Source organism: Rubripirellula reticaptiva (assembly GCF_007860175.1).
GTDB lineage: Bacteria > Planctomycetota > Planctomycetia > Pirellulales > Pirellulaceae > Rubripirellula > Rubripirellula reticaptiva.
Genome location: NZ_SJPX01000001.1, coordinates 1,083,763 through 1,102,927 on the forward strand (window position 1 = coordinate 1,083,763; position 19,165 = coordinate 1,102,927).

Genomic DNA, 19,165 nt, shown 5'->3' on the forward strand with positions numbered 1-19,165 from the left:
GCCAGTCAAGAAAACGGACTCTCGACCGGCAATCCTTAAAATCCTGTGACTGGGATGATCGGCGGCGGTAACGGCAATCGTAATGACCAGCAAAAGCGTGGATTTCAACTGTATCGCGTTGGGGCGGTATTTCAACTATTTCAGGCTATTGGAAATGCCGAGAACGTCTTTTCCTTGGCGGAAGACGACGTCGACGGGGATACCTTTTTGGCTTAGCAAGTCTAATTCGGATTGCAATTGTTCGCCGATCACGCCTTTCGTGGTGATCAGATCGACAACCGCATCGTAGTCACCATCGCCTTGCAGTTTTAGCAAAAGTGACGAAAGATCCCGTGTTGCGTCGCGAAATTTGTCAACATTGACGCGGTATTTACCATCGTCTTGACGCTCGAAAGCATTTGCGTCACGAAAAAAGTTGAACCGAATCATGTTGGCCTTTCCGTGCGCGCTCGATGCGCCAAACCGGACGCTGCGGAAAATGCCGGCCATGAAGGTGACGTAGAAGTCCGTCAGATCTTCTTTAATCTCGCCCTTCTGGTGCAGTTGGTTGATCATGTGCAGACCCAAGATGTCAGCTTTGCCTTCTTCGATTGCGCCCGCATGTTCTTTGAGTGCTGTTCGAACGGGCCCGCGATCGTTGATCGTATTCTTGATGCCTAAGCCGTGCGCGACTTCGTGAAACATCGTATTACTGAAGAACGCGTCGAACGTGATGTGCTTACGTTGGTCATCAGCGATCAAGACGTCGGCGATCGGCAGCAAGATTTTGTCGAACTTGGCTCGCATGGCGTTCTTCAACTGCAACCGGCGAGTGCCCTTTTCAAGTTGGACTGTTTCATCGTTAGGCAGATTGATCGCAATGGTCTTGGATCCGGAATTGCAATCGCCGGCATAGTAGATCACGTCGTAGGCGTTCAATTCGGTGTCGGTTCCCGGTTTTTCTTGTTTGTAGGCATCGGCGACAGGCAACGTTTTCTGCAGTTCGGGTAAGAAGGTCGCGTACTTGGCCAGTCGCTCGCTCCAGTCTTTGTCTTTGACTAGCACATAAGCCTCGTGCGCCGTCTTGTAGCCAAATAACTGATCTTCGTAGTTTTCGATCGGACCAATCACCGTATCGATCGTATTGTCGTGCATTTCCAACCATGCCATATCGCTGGGGCGGTAGTCGTCGGTCAATAAAGCGTCAGCGCGGAGCAGCAGGTAGTGCCGAAGTCCTGCGTCGTCGGCGAGCCCAGCGGCATCGATTAACAACTGCGATGCTCGGGTCATTTCCTGTTTGAACTGGTCGCGGTAGGGGACCGATTTGAGCGATCCGTTTTCGTCGCGGCGGATGAAGTTGTAGAGCCCATCTTTGCCGGACAGGTCCGCTTTTTCGAACTCTTCCTTTGTCATATCAACGGGATAGAAGTTGGCACCAAGAGGCTTGGCACCTACGCCGTCAATAAATGGTTCGTTGCCGGCTAAGCGATCCCACGGCCCATAGTTGATCACGGTAAAGCGATTGTCCGTCGGATCCGAGATGCCGGCCAGCAGTTTCGATTTGTCGCCGTAAGCTTCGTACCAAAAACAATCGTCCATGATTTTTGCGGCATCGATCAACAGCCCAATCATCTGGCGTTGTTTCGATGTTAATGCGTCAATATCAGTGGTCAGTTCGACTTCGACGTATTGATCAACACGATCTTTGACGCTTATCGGACTCTCGGTCGTTGTTTGGGCCAAAGCTGGAAAAGAACTCAAGCCGATGGCGATCGAAGCAAGCAAGATTCGCATGGTATTGGGGGGTAAGTGGTCAGAAGCAAGCGATCAGATTCGACTAGTTTAGCGAATCATCCCAGCGAGTACTGTTGCGGAACGCCGCGGTTGTTCAATTCTGAAACGTGTGGTTTCAAGTTTGCATCAATGATTTACGGAAAAAGCCGTTGGCACAGTATCTGCGATGCGTCTGGGACGCGGTGTTTGTCTCAATCCATGTATTGCTGGAAACCTATTCATGCGAATTCAAAAGTTGTGTGCGTTCTTAGTGTTGGTCGCTTTTTCGTATGGGGCGGGACTGAACGATGTTGACTCGGCCGATGCCGCAGAATCGGATACCGCGCAAGATTTCTTTGCAGCAATCGATGCCCGACAATTGGAAGCGACATTCATACCTGCCGACGCGGCCGTGGCACGCGTGATCTTGCGGAACCTGACGAATCACAATTTGGATTTGAAACTGCCCGCCGCGATTGCGGGCGTGCCAGTATTGGCCCAGTTCGGAAACCAACAAGGCCAGGGAGCCGGACAGGGGCAGGCTCAAGCAGGCGGCGGTGGACAATCGGTTGGTGCGGGGATGCAGGGCCAAGGCCAAGGTCAGGGAATCGGCCAAGGAATTGGTCAAGGCTTTGGGCCGCAAGGAGGACAAGTTGGTGGATTCATGCGGATTCCACCTGGCAAGACGATGCGCATGAAGCTTGCCACGGTTTGTTTGCAACACGGCAAGCCTGAACCGAACCCACGGATGCAGTACCGAATAGTTCCAATTGCCGACTTCACCAACAACGCAATCATTGAACGTCTATGCACGATGCTGGGTCCCGACGACTTGAATCAGTCGGTTGCGCAAGCGGCGGCATGGCACGTGATCGATGGCATGAGCTGGGAATCGCTGGCACAGAAAAACCAGTTTGAATCCAAGTACGTTGGTCAGATCAAATTCTTCACCAGCGGCGAGATCGAGCAGGCTAAAAAGCTAGTGACTCGGTTGAACGATTCTTTGACGCTTGTATCGAGCGGCTACGAAACCCGGTAATTTCTTGTTTGCTCATCACCGCATGAAGACGTGCGCTCGTACGGGAAATCGGAGCAGACCGCGCGCGTCTGCTTGCAACACGAACGGGCAAGGAGCAGGCAGACGGCAAGTTACAAACGGCATCGGGTAAGTGTTAAGCTCGGTGGACTCTTGTCACTTGCGCTGTGTTCCAGTTCGAGTTTTGGATTCACCGTGTTGACGTTACCCATGGTTGCTTTGCACAACGGTTCGAAAACTGTGGGTAGCGGAAGAACAGCCGACGAAGATCCGAGTAAGCGAGATAGGTATTCACCCCTTACTACCCAAGTGAACTCAATGAGCGTTGTACTGGCATTCGATCAAGGCACCACCAGCTCTCGAGCGATCGTCTTCGATCACTCGGGGGCGATTCTCGGTGTTGCCCAGCAGGAATTTACCCAGCACTATCCTCAACCGGGCTGGGTGGAGCATGACGCGAATGAAATTTGGCAATCCCAGTTGGACGTCGCACGGCGAGTGCTTGCCCAGTGTGATTTGTCCGCCACCGACGTGGCCTCGATCGGCATCGCCAATCAACGTGAGACGACGCTGCTGTGGGATCGAGCGACTGGCGAACCGATCCATCATGCGATTGTTTGGCAGGATCGACGGACTGCACCATACTGCGATTCGCTGCACGCGGCGGGACACACTGAAATCGTTCAGCAGAAGTCGGGCCTGTTAATCGATTCGTATTTTTGCGCTACCAAGCTTCACTGGTTGCTCGAAAACGTACCCGGTGCGAGACAGCGGGCCGAGCGTGGTGAACTAGCGTTTGGGACGATCGACAGTTGGCTGTTTTGGAAGTTGACCGGTGGCCGTGTTCATGCCACCGACGTGACCAACGCTTCGCGGACGATGTTGTTGAATATCGAATCCTGCCAGTGGGACGACGACCTGTTGTCACTGTTCAACGTTCCGCGGTCCGTCTTGCCAGAGGTTCTGCCGTCAAGCCATCTGTATGGCGAAACGGACGCAGAACTCTTTGGTTCACCGATCAAGATTGGTGGCGCTGCCGGTGATCAGCAGTCCGCACTGTTCGGCCAAAATTGTACTCGCCACGGAATGGCCAAGAACACGTTTGGCACCGGTTGTTTCATGCTGATGAACATTGGCGACAAGCCAAAAGTATCGACGTGTAAACTGCTAACGACGGTTGCATGCAATGTCGGGGGCAGACGTGAATATGCACTCGAGGGCAGCGTTTTCATTGCCGGGGCCGTTGTCCAATGGCTGCGCGATGGACTTGGCATCATTGATGATTCAGCCGAGATTGAATCGCTTGCGGCAAGTGTTCCTGATAGCGATGGAGTTTACATGGTCCCTGCTTTCGCCGGACTCGGCGCACCGCATTGGGATTCTTTTGCGCGTGGAACGATTGTTGGAATCACTCGCGGTACGAAGCGAGCGCACTTGGCCCGTGCCGCGTTGGAAGGCATCGCCTATCAAGTCGCCGATGTACTTGATGCGATGCGACAAGACTCCGGGATTCCGATCGCAGAGTTGCGGGTCGACGGCGGCGCGTCGGCGAACGATTTGCTGATGCAGTTCCAGGCCGACATATTGCAAGTCCCTGTCGTGCGACCGAAAGTTATCGAGACGACAGCGCTTGGTGCTGCGTATTTAGCTGGGCTTGCGGTTGGCTTTTGGAACGACGTCAGCGAAATTGCCGACGTCTGGCAGACGGATAGGGTATTCCAGCCGAGCATGCCGGCAGACGAAGTCGCGCGGCGGCGGGCGCGATGGGCCGAGGCTCTGCAACGCTCGCTTGCATGGGAGCCAAATTTATGACTGTGATTGGGATGAGTCGAGACGAATCGATTGATCGTTTGCGACAACGGACCACACCATGGGACATCGTTGTGATCGGAGGCGGGGCAACGGGCGTCGGCGTCGCGATGGACGCGGCCAGTCGCGGTCTGGATGTTTTGTTGGTTGAACAATCGGATCTCGGCAAAGGTACGTCTAGCCGCAGCACGAAACTGGTCCACGGTGGTGTCCGTTATTTGCGTCAAGGCAACATCACGCTTGTCCGTGACGCACTTCGTGAGCGGACGCTATTGCGCAATAACGCCCCGCACCTTGTTCATGACCTGAAATTCTTGATCCCATGTCACAATCTTTGGCAGCGTTTGTTTTACGGCATCGGATTGAAGGTCTACGATTTTCTCGCCGGCGGAAACAACTTTGGCCGATCACATGGCGTTTCAACTAAGCATGCGATGGTTGCGGTCCCCGGGCTTCGCCGTGATGGATTTCGCGGCGGTGTCATCTATCACGATGGACAGTTTGATGATGCGAGATTGCTTCTGAATATGGCGCGGACCGCCCACGATCATGGTGCCTGTGTACTGAACTACATGACGGTCACGGATCTGACGAAGAATGACAAAGGTGCGATCACCGGCGTGACGGCAATCGACCAGGAAAAGGGCGAAGAGTTCCTTATCAATTCGCGCTGTGTCGTCAATGCAGCGGGCCCGTTTTGCGACAGTGTTCGAAAGCTAGATGACGGCAATTGCGAAGCGATGCTCGCACATAGCCAAGGTGTGCATCTGGTTTTGCCGAGAGCGTTCTTTCCTGGGGATACTGCAATGATTGTTCCCAAGACGCCTGACGGTCGTGTGATTTTCATCATTCCTTGGCACGGACACGCAGTCGTGGGAACGACCGATACTCCGATTTCCGATCCGACGCTTGAACCCGTGCCCCAAGTGGATGAAATTCAATTCTTGCTCGATATGTCAGCGGCCTATTTGTCAAAGGCTCCCAAGATCGAGGACGTGCTGAGTATATTCACAGGCATTCGCCCATTGGTCAAAGGAGATAAGTCGGCACGAACCGCGTCGTTATCGCGTGACCATGTGATTCGCGTTTCTAGTTCAGGGTTGTTAACGATCACTGGCGGAAAATGGACAACAGTGCGAAAAATGGCAGAGGACTGTGTCGACCGCGTCATTAAAGAAACTAAGCTGGCTTCGGCAAACTGCAAAACGCAATCGCTGAAACTGCATGGCTACACAGAGTCATCACTCGTGAACGATCCGCGTGGATTCTATGGTGCTGATTTAGAAGCAATCACAGCCTTGGAATCCGAGATTAATGAGCTTGCGAAGCCGATATGTGATTCACTGCCGATTCGAGAATCGGATATCATCTGGGCGGTTCGCAACGAGATGGCTCGGACGGTCGAGGACGCCTTGGCCAGACGAACTCGCGCCCTATTCCTTAACGCCGAGGCTGCTTTGAAAATCGCACCCGCCGTTGCTCAGTTGATGGCGGCGGAACTCGGAAAAGACGACGCGTGGTGTCGAGAACAAATAGAGAGTTTCGAATCCGTTGCTGCAAATTACATCCCTCAACAAGGTTCGAAATGATGTCTCCCTACACTGCCGAAATCATCGGAACCATGATGCTGATTCTATTCGGCAATGGGGTGGTGGCAAACGTCGTTCTCGCTCGCACGAAGGGCAACGACGGCGGCTGGATTGTGATTGCGGCAGGTTGGGGAATCGCTGTTTTTGTCGGAGCTTTTTGCGCCAACGAATTCAGTGGCGCGCACCTGAATCCTGCTGTCAGTGTTGCGATGGTGGTTGCCGGAAAGATGAGCGTTTTGGATGCGGGCGGGTACATCATGGCCCAATTCGTAGGCGCCATGATCGGTGCAATGTTGGTCTACCTTTTCTATCGTGAACACTTCAACGTCACTGACGACGCGGACGCAAAACTTGCGTGCTTCTGCACGGACCCCAGCATACGCAATTCAAAGCAAGCGTTTTTCTGTGAGGCGGTTGGCACGTTCGCGTTGATCTTGCCAATCTTCTTGATGGCGACCCCCAGTCTGACTCATGGCGATGCTGGCTCCGCTGGCGAATCAATTTTAGGACTTGGCTCCCTTGGCTTGTTGCCTGTTGGCTTGCTGGTCTTTGGAATCGGTCTGTCACTCGGTGGTACCACGGGATACGCAATCAACCCAGCCCGCGATCTTGGCCCTCGCTTGGTCCATGCCTTGCTGCCTATCAAGGGCAAACGCGATAGCGATTGGAGTTACGCGTGGGTGCCAATCATGGGACCACTGCTAGGCGCTGCTCTGGCCGCACTCCTGTACCGTTTTGTGTTAGTGAGTTAACTGGACAGCGTCGCCTTGATCGATGAACACGGTGTCTTGGAAATGACAATCTGTTTTGGCGTTAGCTACGGTCTGTCTGAGAACGAACAAGAAAACTCACCAGAGATCGCTGTTCCGTGGGGTTGTGACCGTTAGATTGCTTAGATGCCCAGAGTGACGTTTTGTGATTCCCAAAAAGTTTGGTTAGCTTTTTATAATCCGGAAATGGTCAGTTCGCTGTAGAGTCGGCTGGATCGATATCGACGCTTATTCTTCCGCGATAATTTTCTACCGTCTTCCCATTTATCCAGCCGTGGGCGTTTAGGAGGCTAACTTGGGTTGGTAGGGACTGCGACGTCAAGTGACGGTAGAGAAGTCTCGGGGCCGCGAAGAACGGCGTGAGTACTTCTGCATTGCGATCGACGATGATGAGATTTTCGTCGATTGGGCGGGAGCCAAAACGATGGCATGATTTACCGTCATCGCGAAGGTGAAGGTAATGTCGCCGAGCACGATGAAAGCATGTTCTTCATCAGCAGCTTGCCAACGAAAGTGAAACGCCTGAGCAAGTTCATTCGTGACCACTGGCAGATTGAAGACAGTGAGCACTATGTCTTGGATGTAACTTTTGCCGAAGATGCCAGCCGAATTCGCCGTGGAACATCGCCGGAAGTTTCAGCCGCAATTCGACGCATGGCACTAGATGTTTTGCAACGCGACACTACTGTGAAAGACAACATTCGCGGCAAACGTATGCGAGCGGGATGGGATGACGCCGTCCTGGATGGCATTTGCGCCGGATTTAGCGGCACTTGAACGTGCGATTTCCCCGCGACGGGACCGCTATTAACTGCGCGTCCTCAAACGGAGGTTGAACAAGTACAAGTTCATGTAGAAGCCAAGACGCGACTATAAACGAGGGCAGGAGTAGGACTTACGCGGATTAGGTGTCATTCGGGTTAGGAGCGGTTCTTGTCTCTTTTTCGTTCTCCGATTTCCGGTTCAGCCAGCGATCTTGGTGGATCAGTCTTCGCGTCAATCCAATGACGGGCACCACGATTGCTTTCGATCACATTCAGAGCGTTGGTCTACATCACTTGGGGCCGTGGTTTCTCATCTTCTGGCAATTTGCCGATTGGCCGCTGCCCGGTTCCCTTGACACCCGTATCACCGAGTTCACGGCGGCCACGCTCGGCCAGCTCTCTCAGTCTCCCAACGATTTCTGGGTGCTGGTCGGCGACGTCATGTTCGCAGGCAATGTCATCTACCACGTTGAACAGCATTTCCCTTGGTGGTTGATTTTTATTGAAGTGTGGATGCCGGCTGAATTGCTCAACTGGTAGGAACAGTTTCCACGGACCGCTACGCACCGCCTGAAGCTGGGATTGATCGTAGTAGTAAAAGGCTTCATAAGGCGTTTTGGCGTCCGCATCGTCGAACAACAACGATGAAATGTCGTGCCCGTCGATTGGGTGAGGCATGGGGGCAACTCGTCCAGCTAGCTTGGCGAACGTGGGTAACAAGTCCATCGTGGTCGCTAGTTCGTCACAAACGGTTCCGGCAGGAACTTTTCCTGGTTGCCAAACGATCGTTGGTACTCGAAACGCGCCTTCGGCTGTGGTGTAACCGCGACCGTTCAGTGGCAGATTCGATCCCCGACTCAGGTCACTTTTGTCGGGACTGAGGGGTGCCCCGTTGTCGGACGTCCAGATCACGAACGTGTTCTCGGCAATCCCTAGTTCTTGTAATTGGTCCAGCATCACGCCCATCGACCAATCGAGTTCTTCGATGGAATCGCCCCATGGACCGTTCTTGCTCTTTCCCTTGAACTCAGGACTCGAAAACGGCGTTTTCGTGCTGCCCGGCATCGCCTGCGGAAAGTACAAAAAGAACGGGGCGTCCTTGTGTTCAGCGATCCATTCCATTGCCTTTTCGGTATAGCGCTTCGTTAAGCCATCCCGATTGCACGGCGCTTCGATAACCGTCTCGTTTTCCATCAAGGGGAGAGGTGGCCAGCGGTCGCCGTTCTTCCAAACTCGTTGCGTCATGTCGTCGGAGTAGGGAACACCATAGAACCAATCGAAACCTTGTCGCGTGGGCAAGAACCGTGGCTGATCACCAAGGTGCCATTTGCCAACGATCGCGGTCGCATACCCTTGTTCTTTCAAGACTTCTGCAACGGTTGTTTCATCTGGGTTCAATCCATACGGCGAAAGCGGTCGGAGCACCAAGCCATCGTGTTCGTTGTAGTGCATCCCGACACGCTGTGAATAGCAACCAGTCATGATGCTGGAACGAGACGGAGTGCAGACACCAGCGGACACACAAAAGTGCGTGAACTTGCGGCCCTCTCGCGCCATCCGATTCAAACTAGGTGTGCGATGGAGTTTTGATCCGAAGGGTTCGATGTCACCGTAGCCGAGATTGTCACAGAACACGACAATGAAGTTAGGCTTGGCGTTTGGAGAAGCTGCCAGAGATGGAATCCCTTTGATTGCGAATACGAGGACAGCCGCGATCACAGCAACGCGGAAGATAGCCGTCCTTTGAATCAAGTCCTTGAGCATGTCTGTTCGCACTCGTATTGGAGGGGATGTTTGTTGGTCCGGATCGTTTGAATTAGGCTGCGTCCAAGCAGGCTTCGATTCTAGTCGGGGCAGCGAACTGCTAGTGTACTAGTGTCAAACATTCCGAGGTCGCCAAGGAATCGATCGGACATCTAGGATCATCGCGAGCGGCGAGTAGCATGCGAGGAGGCAGGTTAGAACAACCACTCCATCGAAGTTTGTGTCGCCTCCTTCCCCGCTGCGCAGGACAAATCAGGTTTTTAGGCTGGGCAATTTCTTTGTGAGCAGCTGGCCGTGAAGACTCGGGCATTTCCGTAGTCCTCACTTTCCAATTTGAATAACTGATTGGCCCCGACGATCCCTATGAATTCGTGTTGTCGATTGCGTGGGAGACGGGAAAAGGATCAGAGATAACGTCTTGCGTAGCTTTATTCTCCCTCGCAGCGGGAGGGTAAAATTCAGTCAATGGTCCTGGTTGCTCACAAAGCCGGATGTCCTCGTAGAGCGGACGGGATGGCGCGCGATCTCCGGTGCCTTACGGCCCGCGGTTCACATTTTTGTTGAGTGTTTGATTAACTTGCCGAAACTCTTGACGAGTGACGTTGTGACGTGCGTTGCAACATTCAATCGTTGATTTGTAGAAACGATGATCGTATACGCGTGAGCGATCACGGCAATTGCCAATGCGTGCAATCAGATCCATGGTGAGAAAAGCTTATCTCCAATCTCTTTGCGCGCTCGCAAGGTCTCTCTTGTGCAGCGAGAACGAGTAGTCTGCCAGAACGAGGTTAGAAGAGTTGGATGATCGCGGCATCGTATACGAAGGATTCGTCGTCTTTGTCTAGGTTGGTGGTAAGTCCTAGACGTCGAGCCAGTTGCTCGGATTCACTCGAGCGAACTCCGAGGCGATTGATGATTTGCAGTGCGTCGAGGGCGGTGACTTCGTTGTCTCCGTTGGCATCGATGAATCGTATCGGACGCAGGCCTCTCGGTAGCGTTCCGAGTCCGCGACGACTGATTTCGTTGATGATTTGCAAGGCATCCAAAGCGGTGACTTCGCCGTCGTCGTTGACATCGAAACGGTTGCGTTTGTTCTGATACGGAGTCGGGTCGACGTGGTAGTCTTGCAAGTCGGTTCGCAGGAAGATTTGCGGTTGACCGGACCGAAGTTCGGTCCAGGCGACGACAACATTGCCTTCGTCTTTGCCGATCGTTAGGTCTTTGATCGCGCCACCAGTTTCGCTGATGCCCGCACCGGTCGGTGTTCCTTCTTCGACAGTTGAAATCACGTCACCGAGCTGATCCGTGACGTAATAGATTCGTCCCAGACTGCTGCCGTCTTGGTGAACACTGTCATCGAAGTATGCCGCATAGATGGATTCGTCGTCTTGCACCATCGTCGGCAGCGACGTGTAGCCAACCGTGTCGCTGAGGCTAGTCGCGTTGCCGGTGGAGCTTTGCAAGATTTCTTGCCATAGCGGTACCGCCGAGTCGCCGACGGTGTAGACATGGGCTTCGATTTGATCTTCGCGATCGCTGGTACGCGCCCACATTCCTTGAACACCCAGTCGAACCTCTCGTTCCAGCGGTCCGGTGCCTTGCGAATCGTCGATGCGAACGGCTACCGAAACGTCGTGGCTATCGTCTTCGTCAAAGTAGCCTGCATCGGTCATCAATCCGAAATGGGGCGATGGCACGAGCATCGCCGGACCGCCACCACACAGGGTTGTTTGATTGAAGACACGAAGCTTATCAGCGAAGGAGATCTTGATTGCTCGTTCTTCACCCTGGTCCAGCGTCACTCCGATCGCTAAGTAGTCTTCGATGATTGCTAAGTCAAACTGAATGACCGATTCTTCTTGGTCAATCAATGTGCTCGGTACTGCGGGCAGCGACGGTGTAACGGTGGAAATGTAGTCGTCAAAACAATCGACTCGCGAGTATTGGTCGATCTGCACTCGCGATGGTTCATCGATAGGAGTATTGATCCAACCCAACAACACACTGAACTCGCCGTAACGCATCAGTTCGGCATGATCGCCGACCGCACGTGTTGCCGTGGACTTTCGATAGAACGTCCTCTCAGCGACAAAGGCCGTTTCAATGTTGCGGAAGTCGTTGCCGTCGATCTTGGTCCATGCGACCATGATGTCGTCGCCCAGTTTCGTGATCGTCGGCCGACGCGACTGTTCGGAATCGTTGCTGATTCCTCCGCCCGATGCGCTACCGCCAATCTCTTGCCAGACTCCGGTGCCGTACAGATGGCGAGCGACGTAGATTTCGGAATTGCCATTTCGGAAATCGACCCATGCGACGTAGACACCGTCTTCATCGGTATAGATCGCTTGTTCGATTCCGCCAACTCGCGTTAAGCCGCCTTCGAGTTTTGCTGGGCCGGTGATCGTGGCAGAACCGGAGAGCTGTTCCCAATCGCCAGCCACTTCGTCTCCGACATTCATTGCGAACGAGGGAACCGGATCCGGGTCGAGCGGGTTATAGGCGACTAAGTTTCCATCGATCAGGTTAATGCCTTCGCCGCCTCGCAAATCATCAGTACCACTGCCGCCGGTGATCGTGTCGTCGCCGAGTCCACCGAGCACTTGATCGTCATCGTCGATGTCTTTCAAGTCCTCGGGGCCGCCGGTGATGATATCCGCGTGGTTGCCTCCGTTGATGGTATCGTTGCCTTCGCCGCCGTCAATCACATCGGATCCACCCAAGCCACTGATGTTGTCGTTGCCGAGACCGCCAAAGATTACATCGCCGAAGTACCGGGTGTCGCTTGGATCGGGATCGTCGCGGCCTTCGTCGGAACCGATAATTGTGTCGTCGCCTGGGCCTCCGTCGAGCAGGTTGCCAACGCCTTGGCCAGCCCACAAGTAATCGTCATCGTTTCCGCCGAATAGTTCGTCGCGTCCATCGTCGCCGTGCAATTGATCGTTGCCGTCGTCACCTTCGAGTCGATCGTCGGCAGGGCCACCTTCGATGATGTCATCGCCATCGCCGCCGCGTAGCGTGTCAGAATCTTGCTGGCCGTCGATACGGTCGTTGCCTGGGCCGCCTTCGATCGTATCGCGGCCGAAGTACCCTTTCAGTACATCGTTGCCTTCGTCGCCTCGAATCGTGTCGTCGCCATAGTGCCCTAGAATCAAATCGTCGCCAGGTCCACCGTTGAGGTCGTCATTGTCGTTGCCGCCACGGATCGTATCGTTGCCATCGCCTCCCTCAACATAGTCTTTGCCGTTGTCGCCATAAATCAGGTCATCACCGCGATTGCCGGAAACTTCATCGTCGCCGTCGTTGCCTTCGATACGATCAAATCCACTGTTTCCGAACAGAGCGTCGTTGCCTTCGTTTCCCGAGATCGAATCTCGGCCCGTACCGCCATCTGCAAAATCATTGCCCAGACCTCCACGAATCACGTCGTCGTCGGCATCGCCGTAGATCGTGTCGTCACCATCGTTACCCTCGATGGTGTCGTCTCCATCTCCGCCACGAACCAGATCGTCGCCTTCGTTACCTTGGATCGTATCGTTGCCATTGCCACCGTCGATTGTGTCGTCGCCCAGCTCACCGAAGATTTCATCGGCGTCTTCGCCACCATCGAGGTCATCATCGCCCGCGCCGCCATGAATGTCATCGAAGCCATTTCCACCGAGCATCAGATCGTCGTCTGCTCCGCCAAACAACTTGTCATTGCCGGCTCCGCCGTCGATGAAATCCTTGTCGGTTTGACCGTCTGTCAAAGTGAAGTCGAGCAGACTGTAACCGTAGATTGAGTCGTCGTCGGCTTCCCCGTACAGTTCGTCGTCACCGAGGTAACCAACGATGGTGTCATCTCCGGTCCCGCCACGAATAATGTCCTTTTCTGACCCGCCGGCTAGCGAGTCATCGCCGGCGCGTCCCCAGATCGTGTTCAGTCCGCTACCGCCGCTGATCGTATCGTCACCGTCTCCGCCGTCGAGCAAGTCGTTACCGGCGTTGCCGTTGATCGTGTCGTCATCCGGGCCGCCAAAGATTGTGTCGATACCGTCATTACCATGGATTGTATCGAGTCCATTGCCACCTTCGATGTAGTCGTCTCCGTCGTCGCCATCGATCGTATCGTCACCGTTGTCGCCGAACAGTTCGTCGTCGTCGGCTCCACCGCTGATCGTGTCGAAGCCGTTGCCACCCGAGATATAGTCGAAGCCCGCTTCGCCGCTCAGCACGTCTGTCCCGTTGCCGCCGTGGATCACGTCATCGCCCTTGCCGCCGTGGATCGTGTCGTTTCCGTCTTCGCCCTCGATCACGTCGATGTCGTCGCCACCCGTGATCGTGTCACGACCAGGACCGCCGTAAACGTAGTTGAGTCCATTGCCGGTGGTGATCGTGTCTGCTCCGCCACCGCCGTGAATAACATCGTTTTCGTTGCCGCCAATGATCGTGTCATCACCTCCACCGCCGGTCAAATGGTTCGTTCCCGAGCCACCTATGATTCTCGCAGGAATGGTCACGCTTTCGTCGATCGTGATCACATCGAAGTCATCACCCGCGTCAACGTAGATCGACGTGACCGGAGTGATGTCGGTATCAATCACCTGCGTGACCCCGAAGGCTTCGACCACGACTAGATTCTCTGTCGCGCCTTGCCTGACTGTGAACGCTTCGTTCGTCGCAGTGGGCATCACAGAGCGTTCGATAGCCAGATCGCCTGCAAGCAAGAACAGGGTTTCATTGGTGACTCGGGCCAGCAAGCTTGCACCGATTACGCTGCCGCCACAAGTAATTTCATGGTTCAGCGGTTCGACCAATGGTTCACTGGCAATCGGGAACACCTTTTTCGCAAAGCCAACCTTCACATCGGCTTCGGCGAACGCTTCGATGCCACCGGAAATGACCATGCAGGATTGAGGCGACGAGAAGTCATCGCCGCGAATTTTGCCGTCGTTGTCATTGTCAATGAAGTCGAAATTGATGTCTGCGCGCAGACCGCCATTGACGCCCGTTCCCACGCCAACGGAAATCTCGTCACCAAGATCAAACGTCAGTCCGACTCCGCCCCGCAGTGCGGCGGTTCCCGTGACGGTAAACTGAGGAATGTCTTCACCAGTTCCGTCAGAGTTCTCGCGGTCGCTGATGTAGAAACCTTTGGCGATGTCCGCGACACGACCAGACTTCGCGAATTCGGCGAGTCCGAGCGTATCGACACCGACGCGAAAGTCCGACGTGACATTGATTGAACCAACGAGCCCCACTTCGATACCGGGAATCGGGATCAGCAGCGCCAGCGGAATCGTCACGTCCACACTTGGCATTTCATAGGTAATCAATTCGGTTTGATTGAAACCCAGCAGCCAACCAAGGATGGAAGTCGGATGTTCCAAGACCGGAAAACGAACACCCTCGGATTCGGCTTTCGCCGCGTTCTCATCTGTCGCGGAAATCGCTTTCGTTACGGCTTCATACAGCGAATTGACTTCTAGGAAATCGAGGATGCCGTTCGCTTCAGCTACTTCGTTGGCAATGTCGTAGATTTCTTGGCTGGCCCCCTCGGCGGTTCTCACCAAACTGACATCGCCAACGTACAGAATTTCTCCATTGAGCCCATTGGTGGACTCTCGCAAATCGATCAACACATCCAGAGCGTCAATGAACGTGATCAGCTTTTGCAGATGGTCCTTAAAACCATTGTCGACCGGGATACTCCTTGCATAGAGGTCGGCGAGATCCAAAATGCTAAGTTCAAGCATCGCACTACCGGATGGATCGATCGCATCGACCATGTCTTGGAAGATTTTGATAGGCTCGGTCAATGCGTCGACGACGGGCTTGGCGGGATCCAGGAAAAAACCAAAATGGTCGAGGAAGTTTCCGACCACGCCGCCGAAGAACTCATTCAAATCGATGCCGACATCTTCGTACTTGATGGTGGGCGCTTGGCCGGTGATGTTGCTGCCATCGAAGTGCCAGCCCATCGAGAACTTCCCAACGACCGACGGCATCCACTGGGTACCCGGCAAGCTTGATTCGGTGGTGAGTGCGAAGGTCACTACGTCGCCCGCCTTGGCTCCTGTGCCGCCAGTCAGACGTGTGCCCTGATTGGGAATGCTGGTGTCAAAGTTGATCACGTTGTTTGGTGAACCAAACGCCGCGAGTGCTTCGCCCATCGTCAACCGATCGTCGCCACTTGGTTCGATCAAATCGACATCAAAATCAACGCGAAAGATCTTGGCGGCTTGTCCGACCTTCACTTCTTTGTCGGCCAAGTCAACGTCCGGTCCACCGACGCCGACCAAATCGAGGCCCACGTTAAGCACTCCCAATCGACCCTCGAAATTGTGGTCGTTGGACAGACGTTCCATCGTGACGTCGATACCAACGTTGATCACTTCGTTGTCCGTCCGCAGGTACACTTCGTTGCGATTGATTCCGAAGGTCAGATCGAGTTCGTAGTTGCCTTCGATGACAAACTCCGTATTCAAATCTGCACCGAGCGCATCCCAACCTAAATTCGAATCCAAGTTAATCGTCTGTTGAGCGATCACCTCTTCGACCTTAATTCTGAACGTGATGTCGTCTTCGTCGTCCGTAACAAATCGGACAACCGTGTCGGCCAGGTTGCAATTGACACCTAAGGCTTCCGCGATCGCGCATTGCATGGCGTTTAAATCGAAACTGGTCAAATCGTCAAAGGCCACCTTGAGCTTTTGTTGCAGTTCGCGAACCTTGTTCGCCGGTCCAGTCAACGCGTTGCCGATCAGCGGCAAGTCGAGCCCGAACACGCCGATATCGAGTGCGTCAGCTAGGCTGCCGAGCCCACCGACAAGCGGCGAAGGAAGCCCCGCGAGTTCATCGGTCAGATCGAGGCCGTCGATCATGCCGATGAAGTCTGGCATGTCCGTGATTTGGATACTGCCGGTTTCATCGTCCAGTTCACTAACGCGGAATGTCATCCGCTGCGGCTGAGGCGTTGTCGATGCTGTTTGGCGAACTTGGTAGTCCACCTTCAACTGGCCTTGGCTGACCACTTCGATGCCCGCGTCGTCAGCCTCTGCGATGAGGTAGCCGTTCGCATCCGGACTTTCTTGCAGACAGACATGGAACGTAGCTGGCGAGTCGGGGTCTGGCGAGTTCGCGTTATCAGCAATTACGATCGAGCCATCTTCCAAGGTGATTCCAAGTACCCCCAGACTCCCTTCGACGTCCGGTGCTTCGTCATCAATGAAGATCTCAAACTGAAAACCTGAGGTATCACTGATGTGAGCTTCCGTGGTTGCGACTTCGTCAAGCACCAAGCGGAGGTCAATGTTCATCGTGTTCGATATGATCGCACTGCTGGGAGATCCACCGGCAATCCATTGCAGCGTGTCGACGGCGACTTTTGCAGTGTCGACGATCAGGTCGATCGCAACGTCCTTGGCGGCGTTCTCGATACTTACAGCGATGTCTATGACGCCGTTGGTGGCATCAACCGTCAAGTCGATCGCTGCATCGGCAACATCCGAGAAGTCGTCCCAGACATCGTCGATCGCGTTGTCCGTCAACAGTTGAATCTTCGCGGCCTCACCTGCTAGCTCGTCGATCTTGGCGTAGATTTCGCTGATGCCTTCGCGACCAGCCGCCTGCAAACCGGTGTCAATGATCTGCTCAATCTTTACCGGAACCGTTTCGATCACTTTGACCGGACGCAGACCGATGTCGATCACCGCGTCAAAAGCATCGTCGATCGCGTCGTAGACATCCTGCATCGTCAAATCACGCAGTCTGTCGAGCATGTCGCTGCCTGCGGTGACGACATTGGGATCTCTCGGCAACGAGCTGCTGAACTGTGACACCGACATCGTTGTGATTGTGGGTAACGTGAACAGTTCGTCTTGAATTGACAAACCACCGATCGCAAAGTCGGTCTGACCAGTAACTCGCAAACCATCGTCGAAGTACGCGTTGTGGTCACCCAGCCCAGCATACAAGTTCAGGATCGAAACCTGATCGTTGCCGGTCGTGGGATCAAGGATGTCGGCGACGAAACCGCTGGTGGATGAAAATGTTCCCTCAGCGAAGTCGAAGCCGAACGCTCCAAACACGCCATCGCCAGCTAAGGTCGTCGGGTTCGCCGAAGTGTCGGTGGTGATTCGCAAGTCTTTGACGGCGTACTTCTGAGCCACCATCGCTTCCGCATCGGACAGATCGATCACCCAGTCAAAGCTGATCGAGCTGTTGATGTCGGTGGTCACCACACTGTCGGATTTTAGGAAGGACAGAGGCGAATCGGGCGAAGCGAACTGGATTTTCTTTTCGAGCGTCGTCGGAGCGAAGGTTTGAGCGATGGGGAACGAAAGTTGTGAAGTCGCTGGGTCGAACGTAGCGGTTGCTCCGAACAACGTCGCGAACGCTTGGATTGAATCGAACGTGACTTCCTGAGTTTCAGCGTCAACAAGCGACTCGGCTCGCTGACTGAGCCGATTGCCAAAGTCGAATAGATCACTGAGGTTCACGTTCCTCATCAACGGCACTTCGACACTGAGTGCGCCGGAGGCTTGAAAGTCAGATATCCACTGTGCGAACTGAAACAAACCGGTCACACTCTCGGTCGCATCGGTCGCCAGGAACGGGGCAAGCTGCTCAAGTCCCTGCGTTTCCAAGGTGACTGAATCGCGATCGAAGCTTGTTCCGGCAAAGGTCAAGAACACTGCATCGTCCGCAGTCCAATCACCCAACGTCGCGGTGACCGTGATATTGGCAGTAAACTGATCCTCGATCGTCCGCACATTCGCGGCCGCGGCGCCGTATCCGTTGAGTTCACTCAGGGTGACGTTGTTTAGAGGGTCTGGGTCAACATCGACGAACTCGATCAGAACTTTGCTTTGCAGGTCGATGTCAAGCGACGAATCGTCACTGCCGAGATATCCGACCAGCAAATCAATGGACGCGTCGTTGTCATCGACATCTGCATTAACAGCGATCGAAGCATCACGGACAAAGAACGCTTGTTCGTCACTGAGACCCGCGGTCAGATCAATGCCAAACGTGAAGTCATAAATAACTCTGCCGGCTACAAGGATTTCAGCGGGTGATGAGACGGTGATTTCCAACGCTTCCGCATCGTCACCAAGATTGTTCACTAAGACCGTGGAACCAAACGATTTTTCGTACCGCAGATCAAAACACCACTCATCGCCAGTCACAAAGAGACCGCCACCAACCAAGCCACCATCCGCGGTCAGTCCGGGAGTTGTTTCCAGTAGTTCGATCAATTTTGTCGATGTACGATCGCGTGGTTGCAACGATTGCCAGTTCGCCTGCAACGGCGTCAAGACATTTTCGACAAACACGACTTGGGGGTCCGCGATCTGGCCCAGGCTGACGCTGGCACCATCGGATTGCAGCATCGAGATTGGTTGGTTGAGCACTCCATCACCTGCGACCAGGCCCGCGAATTGGGCGACATTGTCGAGTCCTTTGAACAGCAAGTCCGATTCCTGTGAACTCAGTGAACCCGCGCGGAAATCGCCCGCCAACAGTCGCCGATCCTCCAGTCGCTCGAACAAATGACGACGTTTGGAACTTGCTGCTTGTTTTCTTGGTTTTCGCATGACCGCGGTCCAGTCAGAGACGGGAATATCCCCGAAATCCGAGGAGAGAGCCGCTGTATCGGGCTCTACAGGGTTATGCGTAACCGACGCGAAAATCAGATCAACG

At 54.2% G+C, this 19,165-nt stretch carries 8 protein-coding genes; 5 read left to right on the plus strand and 3 right to left on the minus strand.

What is annotated here, in order from left to right:
- Positions 1-135 precede the first annotated feature (135 nt).
- Positions 136-1,773 (minus strand): dipeptidyl-peptidase 3 family protein, encoded by a 1,638-nt coding sequence (locus tag Poly59_RS03905; RefSeq protein ID WP_146532717.1) that lies wholly within the window; start codon positions 1,771-1,773, stop codon positions 136-138.
- Positions 1,774-1,993: 220 nt separating this feature from the next.
- Here Poly59_RS03905 and Poly59_RS03910 point away from each other — a divergent pair, with 220 nt between their 5' ends.
- The 5 genes from Poly59_RS03910 to Poly59_RS03930 all read left to right on the plus strand — a co-directional run bounded on the left by Poly59_RS03910 (position 1,994) and on the right by Poly59_RS03930 (position 7,733).
- Positions 1,994-2,791, plus strand: coding sequence for a hypothetical protein (locus tag Poly59_RS03910; RefSeq protein ID WP_146532718.1), 798 nt, complete (start codon positions 1,994-1,996; stop codon positions 2,789-2,791).
- 315 nt (positions 2,792-3,106) lie between these two features.
- Positions 3,107-4,600 (plus strand): glycerol kinase GlpK, encoded by a 1,494-nt coding sequence (gene glpK, locus Poly59_RS03915; RefSeq protein ID WP_146532719.1) that lies wholly within the window; start codon positions 3,107-3,109, stop codon positions 4,598-4,600.
- The gene (locus tag Poly59_RS03920) at positions 4,597-6,186 is read left to right on the plus strand and encodes a glycerol-3-phosphate dehydrogenase/oxidase (protein WP_390621424.1); all 1,590 of its coding nucleotides are present in this window, start codon (positions 4,597-4,599) and stop codon (positions 6,184-6,186) included. Before glpK ends, Poly59_RS03920 begins: the two co-directional genes overlap by 4 nt.
- Complete coding sequence (locus Poly59_RS03925) at positions 6,183-6,938, plus strand: MIP/aquaporin family protein (protein ID WP_246151363.1); 756 nt, start codon at positions 6,183-6,185, stop codon at positions 6,936-6,938. Before Poly59_RS03920 ends, Poly59_RS03925 begins: the two co-directional genes overlap by 4 nt.
- Before the next feature lie 447 nt (positions 6,939-7,385).
- Entirely contained in the window at positions 7,386-7,733 is a 348-nt protein-coding gene (locus Poly59_RS03930) for an ISAs1 family transposase (protein WP_146532721.1), read from the plus strand.
- Positions 7,734-8,005: 272 nt separating this feature from the next.
- Here the strand turns inward: Poly59_RS03930 and Poly59_RS03935 are convergent, their stop codons facing one another.
- Positions 8,006-9,484, minus strand: coding sequence for a sulfatase family protein (locus tag Poly59_RS03935; RefSeq protein ID WP_146532722.1), 1,479 nt, complete (start codon positions 9,482-9,484; stop codon positions 8,006-8,008).
- A gap of 788 nt (positions 9,485-10,272) precedes the next feature.
- The gene (locus tag Poly59_RS03940; RefSeq protein WP_146532723.1) at positions 10,273-19,059 is read right to left on the minus strand and encodes a dockerin type I domain-containing protein; all 8,787 of its coding nucleotides are present in this window, start codon (positions 19,057-19,059) and stop codon (positions 10,273-10,275) included.
- Between the last annotated feature and the right edge of the window lie 106 nt (positions 19,060-19,165).